Annotated in this window: 16 protein-coding genes; all 16 read left to right on the top strand. The window is 52.1% G+C overall.

What is annotated here, in order from left to right:
- Positions 1 to 100, top strand: a 100-nt coding sequence (locus tag ACWEF2_RS29900; RefSeq protein ID WP_453819660.1) for a lysis system i-spanin subunit Rz, incomplete at its 5' end; no start/stop codon positions are given.
- A 143-nt stretch (positions 101 to 243) separates the two neighbouring features.
- Positions 244 to 504, top strand: coding sequence for a hypothetical protein (locus tag ACWEF2_RS29905; RefSeq protein WP_350590086.1), 261 nt, complete (start codon positions 244 to 246; stop codon positions 502 to 504).
- Positions 505 to 571: 67 nt separating this feature from the next.
- Positions 572 to 802, top strand: coding sequence for a DUF2560 family protein (locus ACWEF2_RS29910; protein ID WP_060441909.1), 231 nt, complete (start codon positions 572 to 574; stop codon positions 800 to 802).
- Between the two features lie 10 nt (positions 803 to 812).
- Positions 813 to 962, top strand: a complete 150-nt coding sequence (locus tag ACWEF2_RS29915; RefSeq protein WP_350590088.1) for a hypothetical protein — start codon at positions 813 to 815, stop codon at positions 960 to 962.
- The gene (locus tag ACWEF2_RS29920) at positions 962 to 1,294 is read left to right on the top strand and encodes a DUF1737 domain-containing protein (protein WP_197750255.1); all 333 of its coding nucleotides are present in this window, start codon (positions 962 to 964) and stop codon (positions 1,292 to 1,294) included. The genes ACWEF2_RS29915 and ACWEF2_RS29920 overlap by 1 nt, the downstream gene beginning before the upstream one ends.
- Positions 1,295 to 1,302: 8 nt before the next feature.
- On the top strand, positions 1,303 to 1,824 hold the full coding sequence (locus ACWEF2_RS29925; RefSeq protein ID WP_042784825.1) for a terminase small subunit-like protein: 522 nt from the start codon (positions 1,303 to 1,305) through the stop codon (positions 1,822 to 1,824).
- Positions 1,775 to 3,235: a phage terminase large subunit family protein gene (locus ACWEF2_RS29930; RefSeq protein WP_060429375.1), complete on the top strand. Its 1,461-nt coding sequence runs from the start codon at positions 1,775 to 1,777 to the stop codon at positions 3,233 to 3,235. The genes ACWEF2_RS29925 and ACWEF2_RS29930 overlap by 50 nt, the downstream gene beginning before the upstream one ends.
- Positions 3,236 to 3,237: 2 nt before the next feature.
- On the top strand, positions 3,238 to 5,364 hold the full coding sequence (locus ACWEF2_RS29935; RefSeq protein WP_350590092.1) for a portal protein: 2,127 nt from the start codon (positions 3,238 to 3,240) through the stop codon (positions 5,362 to 5,364).
- Between the two features lie 13 nt (positions 5,365 to 5,377).
- Entirely contained in the window at positions 5,378 to 6,265 is an 888-nt protein-coding gene (locus ACWEF2_RS29940; RefSeq protein ID WP_261466014.1) for a phage capsid protein, read from the top strand.
- A gap of 11 nt (positions 6,266 to 6,276) precedes the next feature.
- Positions 6,277 to 7,551 carry a P22 phage major capsid protein family protein gene (locus tag ACWEF2_RS29945; RefSeq protein ID WP_350590093.1) on the top strand — a complete coding sequence of 425 codons (1,275 nt, stop codon included), beginning with the start codon at positions 6,277 to 6,279 and terminating at the stop codon, positions 7,549 to 7,551.
- Between the two features lie 39 nt (positions 7,552 to 7,590).
- Positions 7,591 to 7,776 carry a hypothetical protein gene (locus ACWEF2_RS29950; protein ID WP_060446553.1) on the top strand — a complete coding sequence of 62 codons (186 nt, stop codon included), beginning with the start codon at positions 7,591 to 7,593 and terminating at the stop codon, positions 7,774 to 7,776.
- Positions 7,751 to 8,233 carry a packaged DNA stabilization gp4 family protein gene (locus tag ACWEF2_RS29955; RefSeq protein WP_350590095.1) on the top strand — a complete coding sequence of 161 codons (483 nt, stop codon included), beginning with the start codon at positions 7,751 to 7,753 and terminating at the stop codon, positions 8,231 to 8,233. Before ACWEF2_RS29950 ends, ACWEF2_RS29955 begins: the two co-directional genes overlap by 26 nt.
- 7 nt (positions 8,234 to 8,240) lie before the next feature.
- Complete coding sequence (locus ACWEF2_RS29960) at positions 8,241 to 9,668, top strand: packaged DNA stabilization protein (RefSeq protein WP_350590097.1); 1,428 nt, start codon at positions 8,241 to 8,243, stop codon at positions 9,666 to 9,668.
- Positions 9,668 to 10,576, top strand: a complete 909-nt coding sequence (locus ACWEF2_RS29965; protein ID WP_350590098.1) for a hypothetical protein — start codon at positions 9,668 to 9,670, stop codon at positions 10,574 to 10,576. Before ACWEF2_RS29960 ends, ACWEF2_RS29965 begins: the two co-directional genes overlap by 1 nt.
- Positions 10,576 to 11,037 (top strand): DUF2824 family protein, encoded by a 462-nt coding sequence (locus tag ACWEF2_RS29970; protein ID WP_350590099.1) that lies wholly within the window; start codon positions 10,576 to 10,578, stop codon positions 11,035 to 11,037. Before ACWEF2_RS29965 ends, ACWEF2_RS29970 begins: the two co-directional genes overlap by 1 nt.
- Complete coding sequence (locus tag ACWEF2_RS29975; RefSeq protein WP_350590100.1) at positions 11,031 to 11,681, top strand: hypothetical protein; 651 nt, start codon at positions 11,031 to 11,033, stop codon at positions 11,679 to 11,681. Before ACWEF2_RS29970 ends, ACWEF2_RS29975 begins: the two co-directional genes overlap by 7 nt.
- Position 11,682 lies beyond the last annotated feature (1 nt).

The raw sequence follows: 11,682 nt of genomic DNA on the forward strand, positions 1-11,682 counted from the left end.
TCAACGGGATTATTTCACCCTCAGAGAGCGAATCGAAATAGCCAATAAGCAGATTGCCGGTTTGCAGGATTACATCAATCAGGTTTGCTTAGCGAAATGAATTCCCCCGACAAGGAATAAGACTGTGTTACCTAGCAGGAGGTGATCACGTCTTGGCAGCCGGAAAGACGGAAGTGGCGAGGCAACTCCGAGAGGTGTGGCTAATGCTGCGATTAACCCAATAGAAGAACCAGGAGAAAGAAAATGTTTGCACTGAAAATCATCACTGCCAACGGGAATGAAATCATCCACGCTGCGCAGGACCCTATATTCCATCAGGCCAGCAACACGATCACATTTCAGGGGCACGACAACCTGAGCAACTCAGTAACGCTGGGTGAAGGGCTGACGAGTGCGGGCGGCGATGTGGCCTACCTGATGGGGGCTAGTGGCGCGACTCTGGCAACTTGGCGCTATCGACAACCGGAAGTATGCGGCAACTCGCTGCAACCAAAGGACTGCTGAGCGCATTACAGGAGCCATTCACTGAGTGGCTTCGATAATGGCTTTAACCAAACAACTGGAGCCAATCATGGCAATTACAGAAATGACCGAAGAGCAGGCAATGAACCTCGAAGTGTTCAAACTGGTTCAGAGCGACACCGCGGCAGGTGAGAAAGCAATCACCTTCATCGGCGGCAACAAGCTCAAATACGAGCTGTTCAAAGATGCCTATACGCGCGTGCAAACAGAGCCCGGCGTCGTCGGTCGCGTGGATAAGGCCATCAAGATGGCAGAAGAAGCGCTCGGCCTGTTCGGTTAAGGAGAAAGCTATGCCACTGAAGAAAGGCAAGTCGAAAAAGGTCATCAGCGCGAATATCGCCACTGAAGTTAAAGCAGGCAAGCCACAAGACCAGGCTATCGCCATTGCTATGAGCAAAGCCGGTAAAGGCAAGAAGAAACCAAAGAAAGGGGCTAAGTAATGGCAATCACATCCATGCAGACAGCAACCGCTGGTTCGGTAGCAAACCTGATTCCAGTGGTTAAGTCGCATATCGCAGCATCGCGCTTCCCTCAAGGCGGTTTGGTTGGCGTTCATGCCACTCCGACCAAGACCGAATATTTCCAGGTTGTCGCCGCCGGCGGAACTACAGCAACTGACTACGACATCGTGGTTAGCTCTGACCGCGCCGACTTCACCATTAAGTGCAACGCGAAGATCGCCGCTGGCTTCCTGCCATTGGGTGACATGAGCGTTATCCAGTTAACCCCTGGCCGTATGGTTGAGTACGCTCAGGCATTCACTAAACCATAAGGTGATTTATGGGCGATGAAATAAACAAAGGCGGTCGCCCATCAGATTACACAGAAGAGTTAGCGGAAAGCATCTGCCTAAGACTGGCGGAGGGCGAATCGCTTCGCTCCGTCTGTCGTGATGATGGGATGCCATGCAAGCAAACAGTGCTGAGATGGATTAGCCGAATCCCTGAGTTTCGCGCCCAATACGTGCGAGCGAAAGAGGAAGGCGCAGAGGCTATTGCCGAAGAGCTGTTCGATATTGCTGATGATGGAAGTAACGACTGGATGGAAAAGCTCGATAAGGAAGGCAACGCGATCGGATACCAACTTAATGGCGAGCATGTGCAGCGTTCAAGGCTGCGCATAGATACGCGCAAATGGTATCTATCGAAGATCATGCCAAAGAAATATGGTGAAAGAATCCAGCATGACCAGACGATCACAATGGCTGACCGTTCAGACGATGATATTGATAAGCGAATAAGGGAGCTAATGAATGGACAAGCTGCCTCTGCTGAACGGAATGACGAAGAGCCAGAAGATTGAGCTAATCCAGTTAATCGAAGAAAAACAGCGCCGCGAGAATGTCTATCGCTATAAGCGCTTCTACAAATCTCGCTACCCCTGGCAAAAGAAATTCATTGCCGCAACATCTCAGTTCACCCAGGTTGCACTGATCGCTGCTAACCGTACTGGCAAGACGGATACCGGCACGGGTATTGATGCTATCCACGCAATGGGTGATTACCCTGAAGGGTGGGATGGACACAGGTTCGAACATGCACCGTTAATCTGGTGTCTTGGGTATTCTGGTGAGAAATGCCGAGACCTATTGCAGACACCTATCCTTGGTCGTCGCACTGACAATGGGTGGGATGGCGGATTAATCCCCGGCGAATTGATTGTCGATACAGAGCCGATGCAGGGTACACCTAATGCTGTTCGCTCTGCTTACATCAGGCACAAATCAGGTCAGCTATCAAAGATTCAATTCTGGTCGTACTCACAAGGCCAGCATGCTCTGATGGGGGATGCCGTTGACTGGTTCCATATCGACGAAGAGCCAAAAGACGCGACGATCTATCCGCAGGTGCTTACTCGTACAGCAACTGGGGATAAAGGTAATGGCGGGCGTGGGATTCTGACGTTTACCCCAGAGAACGGTCGAACCGATTTGGTTATAGCCTTCATGGATAGCCCGTCATCTGGTCAGCACTGCATGAATGTAGGCTGGGATGATGCGCCACACTTAAGCGAGAAAGTGAAGAAAGACCTGCTTGAGTCGTACCCGCCGCATCAAAGGGATATGCGCACCAAGGGTATCCCAATGCTTGGGCATGGGCGAATCTATGACCTCGGCGAAGATTTTGTAAAGTGCGACCCTTTCCCTATCCCAGATCACTGGCTAGTCATCAACGGCATGGACTTTGGTTGGGATCACCCGCAGGCGCATGTCCAGTTGGCATGGGATATTGAGAACGAATCATTCTATCTCACGCGCGCATACAAGGCGCGTCAGGTTTCTCCAGCAGAAGCGTTCAGCGCAGTGAAGTCTTGGGCTGATAACGTGCCAATAGCATGGCCTCCAGATGGGCTTCAGACGGAGAAGGGCTCTGGACTTCAGCAGAAGTCATATTATGAAGAGGCTGGATTCCAGATGCTTCCTGAACATGCCCAATGGGAAGATGGAAGCAGATCTGTAGAGCCCGGGTTATTCGAACTATACGACTTAATGCGCAGAGGTAAATTCAGGGTGTTCTCTGGCCTCCGTGATTTCTTCGAAGAGTACAACTTCTATCACCGCGACGAGAAAGGAAAGATTGTGAAGGTACGCGACGACATCCTTGATGCTGTCCGTTACGCCTACATGATGCGTCGCTATGCAATTCGTTATGCAGACATAAAGAATCCTCCAGTTGAAGAGGATGTCTACGTTCCCTCATCCTCCGGTTGGTAAACATGGCAGAGACATTAGAGAAAAAACATGAGCGCGTCATGCTCAGGTTTGACCGCGCCTATACGCCGCAGCAAGATGTGCGCGAAAAGTGCATCGAAGCTACGCGATTCGCTCGTGTCCCTGGCGGTCAATGGGAAGGAGCAACAGCAGCGGGAACCAAGCTTGACGACCAGTTCGAGAAATACCCGAAGTTCGAAATCAACAAAGTGGCCACTGAGCTTAACCGCATCATTGCCGAATATCGGAACAACCGCATCACTGTGAAGTTTCGCCCTGGCGATCGCGAAGCAAGCGAAGAGCTGGCAAACAAGCTGAATGGCCTGTTCCGTGCTGACTACGAGGAAACCGACGGCGGCGAGGCTTGCGATAACGCATTTGATGATGCTGCTACCGGTGGGTTTGGCTGCTTCCGCCTGACGTCGATGCTGGTCAATGAATACGACCCGATGGACGATCGCCAGCGCATTGCTATTGAGCCGATATACGACCCATCGCGCTCAGTGTGGTTTGACCCTGACGCGAAGAAGTACGACAAGTCTGATGCGCTGTGGGCTTTCTGCATGTATTCGCTTTCTCCTGAAAAGTACGAGGCAGAATATGGCAAGACTCCACCGGCGTCTCTCGATGTAACGACGATCTCCTCTTGGGAGTTTGACTGGTTCGAGCCAGAGGTCGTTTACATCGCTAAGTATTACGAAGTGCGCAAGGAATCGGTGGATGTCATCAGCTACAAGCAGCCGCTGACTGGTGAAATCGCCACCTACGATAGCGACCAAATCGAAGATATCGAGGATGAGCTGGCTGAGGCTGGATTCGTAGAGGTTGCGCGTCGCTCCGTGAAGCGTCGTCGCGTCTATGTGTCAGTGGTTGACGGCCAGAACTTCCTTGAGAAGCCTCGCCGCATCCCTGGTGAGCATATCCCGCTTATTCCGGTATATGGCAAGCGATGGTTTATCGACGACATTGAGCGCGTTGAAGGCCACATTGCCAAGGCCATGGACCCGCAACGACTCTACAACCTGCAGGTTTCGATGCTGGCCGATACTGCAGCTCAAGATCCAGGGCAGATTCCTATCGTCGGCATGGAGCAAATCAGAGGGCTCGAAAAACACTGGGAAGCGCGTAACAAGAAGCGTCCAGCGTTCCTTCCTCTGCGTGAGGTAAAGGATAAGGCAGGTAATATCATCGCCGGTGCTACGCCAGCGGGATATACGCAACCGGCAGTGATGAACCAGGCATTGGCAGCGCTACTGCAGCAGACTAGCGCTGACATTCAGGAAGTGACCGGCGGCAGCCAGGCAATGCAGCAGATGCCTAGCAACGTAGCCCAAGAAACTGTTAACAACCTGATGAACCGCGCCGACATGGCATCGTTCATCTACCTGGACAACATGGCTAAGAGCCTGAAGCGTGCCGGTGAGGTCTGGCTGTCTATGGCTCGAGAGGTTTACGGTTCAGAGCGTGAAGTTCGCGTGGTTAACGAAGACGGCACCGATGACATCGCGCTGATGAATGCGCAGGTTGTTGATCGCCAGACTGGCCGAGTGGTTGCGCTGAATGACCTATCTACGGGACGATATGACGTTACCGTTGATGTCGGGCCAAGCTATACGGCAAGACGTGATGCCACGGTTTCAGTGCTGACCAACGTTCTCAACTCCATGTTGCCAACCGATCCGCTTCGACCAGCTATCCAAGGAATCATCATGGATAACCTGGACGGCGAAGGCTTGGAGGACTTCAAAGAGTTCAACCGCAAGCAGCTTCTGACCTCTGGTATCGCCAAGCCGCGAAACCAGGAAGAGCAGCAGATCGTCCAGCAAGCGCAGATGGCAGCTCAGAACCAGCCTAACCCTGAAATGGTTCTGGCACAGGCTCAGATGGTTGCGGCTGAGGCAGAGAACAAGAAGGCTGATAACGCGACGCGTGAAACCGTCATTAAAGCGTTCACAGCTCAGCAGGATGCTCAGGAAAGTCAGGCCAATGTTGTCTACAAGCTTTCCCAGGCACAGAACATCAACAAGAAAGGGGTTATGGATGCAATTCAGCTCCTGAATGACCTTCTTAAATCCCAGCAAGAACAAATCCCCACATCACCACAGTCACCGGCAGACTCAATGCCGAGTTAACCAGGAGTAATCAATGGAAAGCGAACTGATCATCGACGGTCAGGTTATTGACCTGTCTGAAAAACAGGAAGAAGCCGAAGAAGTAATCACTGAAGCAAAGGAAAATCCTGAGGATAAATCACAGGAAGAGCCAGAGCAGAAAGAGAAAAAGGCCGAAAGTGAACAGCCCGAAGAGCAGCCAGAGGATTACTCACTGCAAATCGGTGATGAGGAAATTAGCCTCAACCCTGAAGAAGACGATCACATTGATGGGCAGCCAGCTCCTCAATGGGTGAAGGAGCTTCGCAAGGGCTTCAAAGAAACGCAGAAAGAAAACCGGGAGCTACGCCGCCAGCTTGAGCAGATTCAATCCAAGCCAGCAGAAGCGCAGCAACCACAATCAGACGTTATTCCTCCAAAGCCGACCCTTGAGTCGTGCGAGTACGACGAAGCAGCGTTTGAGCAGGCGATGACTGATTGGCATGAGAAGAAAGGCCGTGCTGAGCAGGTTAAACAACAGCAGCAACGTCAGCAGCAAGAATTGCAGCAACGACTAACAGAACGCCTTACGAAGCATCAGGAGCGAGCAGCAAAGCTTCCGGTGAAAGACTATCGCGAGATGGAAGACATCGTTCGCCAGGAGATTCCGGTTATCCAACAGGAAATCCTGATTCATGCCGCCGACGAAGGTTCTGAACTCGTTGCTTATGCATTGGGCAAGAACCAACAACTACGCCAGCGTGTAGCCGCTGAGACAGACCCAATTCGCGCAGCATTCCTCTTAGGCCAGATTAGCCAGCAAGTTAAGTTGGCACCAAAGCCTAAGAAAGCCATCAAGCCAGAGCCGGAGGTTCGTGGTGGCGGCGCTGATGCGAAACAAGATGATTTCAACAAACTCTGCCCCGGCGCTAAAATCGAATAAGGAACAGCTAAATGGCTACCAATGATTTAAACAGTAACGTCAGTCAAATCGTCCTGAAAAAATTCCTGCCTGGTTTCATGTCTGACCTGGTATTGGCAAAAACCGTAGACCGCCAATTGCTGGCTGGAGAAATCAACTCCAATACCGGCGATAGCGTGAGCTTCAAACGTCCGCATCAGTTCTCATCTCTGCGCACTCCTACGGGTGACATTTCGGGTCAGGCGAAGAACAACCTGATCTCCGGTAAGGCAACTGGCCGCGTCGGCAACTACATCACTGTTGCCGTCGAGTATCAGCAACTGGAAGAAGCGATCAAGCTGAACCAACTGGAAGAAATTCTGGCTCCGGTTCGTCAGCGCATCGTAACCGACCTGGAAACTGAGCTGGCCAAGTTCATGATGAACAATGGCGCACTGGCTCTGGGGAGCCCCAATACCCCGATCAACAAATGGTCTGATGTGGCTCAAACCGCATCCTTCCTGAAGGATTTGGGCGTCGTTGAGGGTGAGAACTATGCGGTAATGGATCCGTGGTCAGCCCAGCGCCTGGCAGACGCGCAATCTGGTCTGCACGCTGCCGACCAACTGGTTCGCACCGCCTGGGAAAATGCGCAGATCTCCACTAACTTCGGCGGCATTCGCGCGCTGATGTCTAACGGCCTGGCATCCCGCACGCAAGGTGCATTCGGTGGTACGCTGACGGTGCAAACAGCTCCGACCGTGACCTATAACGCGGTGAAAGACACCTATCAGTTCCAGGTGACTTTGACCGGTGCAACCGCATCTGTAACTGGCTTCCTGAAAGCTGGCGACCAGATTAAGTTCACCAACACCTACTGGCTGCAGCAGCAGAGCAAGCAGGTTCTGTATAACGGCTCTGCACCTATCAGCTTCACTGCAACCGTTCTGGCCGACGCGAACTCTACCGCCGGCGGCGCGGTGACTGTTACTCTGTCAGGTGTGCCGATTTACGACACCACCAACCCACAATACAATGCAGTTAACCGTCAGGTTGCAGCGGGTGATGCGGTGACTGTAATCGGTACTGCAAGCCAAACCATGAAGCCTAACCTGTTCTACAACAAGTTCTTCTGCGGCCTGGGTACTATTCCTCTGCCAAAACTGAACAGCATCGACTCTGCAGTCGCAACTTACGAAGGCTTCTCTATCCGCGTACACAAATACTCGGACGGCGACGCTAACGTGCAGAAAATGCGTTTCGACCTGCTGCCAGCCTACGTGTGCTTCAACCCACACATGGGCGGCCAGTTCTTCGGCAATCCGTAATCGCGAGGGGCTTCGGCCCCTTTATTTTTTGGAGGCGAAATGGATCGCATGAGCATCTTTATGGCTGCCGATAACGACGCTGGCCATGTTCAGGCTGTAATCGCAGAGAAAGACTTCCCAATTTACGAAAAGCTCGGCTTTGTGGCTTCCGTTGACGACATCAAGCCGGTTGTTAAGCGTGGGCGCAAGGCGGCTGACAATGGCAACGACTCTGACAAAGGGTGAGATCGTCTTATTCGCTCTCAGAAAACCCGCAGTAGCTTCAAATGCAACTCTAACTGATGTAGAGCCTCAATCAGTCGAGGATGCCATTCATGACCTCGAAGACATGATGGCTGAATGGATGATTAATCCTGGTAACGTCGGTTATTTGTTCGCGGCGGATGGCGAGGAGCCGTTACCAGACGATGACTCTGGACTGCCGCGCAAATACAAACATGCAGTTGGCTATCAGCTAATACTCCGCATGCTGTCTGATTATGGCGTAGAGCCATCACCTCAAGTCCTGACTAATGCTCATCGCTCATATGACGCGCTGCTGACTGACACGCTCGTTGTTCCGTCGATGCGCCGTCGCGGAGATTTCCCGCTTGGGCAGGGCAACAAATACGACGTGTTTACCATCGACCGATATTATCCAGGCGATCTGCCCCCGATTGACGGCGACATCCCAAATCAGTAGGTGACTCATGCCAATCCAAAAGCTGCCATTAGCCAAAGGCCTTGGCAAAGACTACCGCAATGCTGATTACGTCGATTTGCTTCCTGTTAACATGCTGGCGACGCCGAAAGAAGTTTTGAATGCATCTGGGTATCTTCGCTCTTTCCCTGGCGTAGCGAAGCGCTCAGACGTTTCTGGAGTGTCTCGCGGCGTGGAGTACAACACGGTAGAGAACATTCCATATCGTGTAGCCGGAGAGAAGATTTACAAAGGGAACTCAGAGCGCGGGAGTGTTTCTGGAAGTCAGCGCGTAAGCATGGCACACAGCGCTACTAGTCAGGCGGCGGCAGCCAACGGCGTCATGACGCTTTATCGATACGACGGCACGAATAAAACCCTGCAGAACTGGCCACCCAACGTAGGTGGAACTGAATATGCTCAATACGACATTGGCAGTGTTAAAGATATCTGCCGGGCGCGTGGGCGCTATGTCTGGGTTAAGGATGGCACTCAGACCTTCGGCGTAACAGACCTGGAGGACGAATCACACCCTGACCGATTCCGTCCATTCTATACGGCAGAGAGCCAGCCAGATGGCATTATTGGGTGTGGCGTGTGGCGTGATTTCGTTGTGATGTTTGGTAGCAGCACTATTGAGTATTTCTCTCTCACTGGAGCGGCAGACGCATCCGCCGCGATTTATGTCGCTCAACCATCATTGATGGTGCAGAAGGGTATTGCAGGTACTTATTGCAAGACAGAATTCATGGACTCATTCGCCTTTATTAGCCATCAGTCTACCGGTGCACCATCAATCTACATTATCAACAACGGCCAAGCCTCGAAGATTGCCACTGCAACGGTGGAAAAGGTATTGCGCAGCTACACGGCAGACGAGCTGGCTACTGGCGTGCTGGAGTCAATTCGGTTTGATAGCCATGAACTGCTGTTCGCCCATCTTCCACGCCACGTCCTGTGCTATGACGCTACCGCCAGCCAAAGCGGTTCGCAATGGTGCATCCTGAAAACCGGCCTATTCGATGACGTTCACCGCTCTATCGATTATGTGTTCGAAGGAAATCAGGTAACGGTGGGAGACAAGTTAGAGGCTGTCACCGGCGCGCTTAAATTTGACTCATCTGCTCAATACGACAAGCAGGCTGAACATCTGTTGTTTACCCCCATGTTCAAGGCTGATAACGCCAGGGTGTTCGATTTTGAGCTCGAATCAGCAACGGGTGTGTCTCAGTGGGCTGAGCGTCTATTCATTTCTGCAACGGTTGATGGCTCAAACTACGGCCGAGAACAAATGGTCGATTACAATGCGCCATTCATCTACGACAAGCGCGCTATATGGCGTCGCGTTGGCCGAGTCAGGAAGAATATCGGCTTCAAGGTGCGCGTGATTACCCGCTCACCGGTAACTCTATCGGACTGCTCATTGAGGATCGAATAATGGCTGATGATGGATTGAAAGAACCAGTAATCATCCAGGCTACGCGCATCGATGCCACTCTCCTGCCTCGCAATATCTTCTCCCAGCCTTACCTACTTTACGTCATTCAACAGGGAACCGACCTGGGCAACGTGGCGGGAAAGGCCAATGAAGCTGGTCAGGGGGCATGGGACGCCCAGAAGAAGAACGACGAGCAGGATTTGGTTCTGGCAAACCATGAGTCGCGAATAACAGCTGCAGAGGCGACGCTCGTCAACCATGAGCAACGCATCACAGCTGCTGAAGCGACCTTGGTTGATCATGAGACGCGAATCACAGCCGCAGAAGCTGAGCTTGTAGACCACGAAACGAGGATTTCTGCCAACGAAGCGGAACTGGCTAACCATGAAACGCGTATAACCCAGAACACCACGGATATTGCAGGCCTTACCGTCCGCATGGTGACGGTTGAGAGCAACATTACATCGCTGCAAACCAATGTCGCATCACTGACAACACGCGTCACTACTGCAGAAGGCAATATCACTACTCTGCAGGGAAAGGTTTCAACCATCGAAACCAACTATGTATCTAAGGCTGTATCAACTAGCCAATCGGTGCAGTCCTCTGGCGGTTCGTTCCTCGTAGGCAACATTGCAACGCCAACCACTGACAAGCTGCAAGTTGGCGGCAGCGTTAATGCCGTTTCTTACAAAGTGGCAGGCATTCAGGTTGTCGGAGCGCAACGAACAGGATGGACGGCAGCAACCGGCACTGCGTACCGCGGAGCATTCGACGCTAACCAGGCATGGACGATTGGGATTCTGGACATCGTTCAGATACAGCAGATCGCCAACTCCCTTACTCAGGCTCGCCAGCGCATTAAAGCGCTTGAAGATGACCTAAGGGCTCATGGGTTAATAAACTAATGGAAATAAAGCTCATCGATAACCCGGTTAAGCTTGCAGAATTTCTAAATAATCCAGAAACGACAGGAAATATCGTTGATTCCGGTGATAAATATCACATCAAGCCTGATGCGTTTTATCTAGGAATTTACGAGGGATTAGTCTTGACCGGCGTTCATGAAGTCCGCAGTTTCTGGCATAGCGTTGTTGAATGCCACGCGATATATGACCCTGGATTTCGGGGGGAATATGCGTTGAACGGCCACAGGTTATTCTGCAAATGGCTTCTCGAAAACTCTCCATTCCTTAACAGCGTCACGATGGTTCCAGACACTACCAAATATGGCCGAGCAATCATAAGGTTGCTCGGAGCTACGCGCATTGGGCACCTTGATGATGCATATATGAGCAACGGCAAGCCTATTGGCGTCACGTTGTATCAGCTCACTCGTTCGCAGTATGAGGACATGCAGAAATGCTAATTTTCCAGCTTATGAACAAAGTTCGTGATCGCGAAGTGCCCTGCAAAGGCGGGGACAGTGGTGCAGGCGCTCAGGCAGATGCAACTAACCGCGGGATCGATCTGCAGCGCGAGATGTGGCAGACGAACATGCAGAACCTTGCGCCATTCACGCCTCTTGCTCAACAGTACATTGGTCAACTGCAGGGGTTATCTTCACTGCAAGGCCAGCAGTCAGCGCTGAACGATTATTACAACTCAGGTCAATTTAAAGACCTGGCCAATCAAGCCAGGTATCAGCAACTGGCGTCGTCAGAGGCAACTGGAGGTCTTGGCTCATCAGCTACAAGCAACGGGCTGGCGTCTATCGCCCCAATGCTTGGTCAGAACTGGCTCACAGGTCAGATGAACAACTACCAGAACCTAGCAAATATCGGTCTTGGTGCATTGCAGGGGCAGGCAAATGCCGGTCAGTCCTATGCGAACAATACCGGACAGTTGTTACAACAGCAGGCAGGTCTAGCTGCGGCTAATGCTAATCGGCCATCAAAATTCGGCGGAGCCCTCCAGGGTGCAGCAGCAGGCGCAGCCGCTGGCACTGCGATTATGCCGGGCTGGGGTACTGCTATTGGCGCAGGGGTTGGCGCGCTTGGCTCACTGTTTTAAG

The sequence above is a fragment of the Streptosporangium sp. NPDC004631 genome (genome assembly GCF_053601935.1).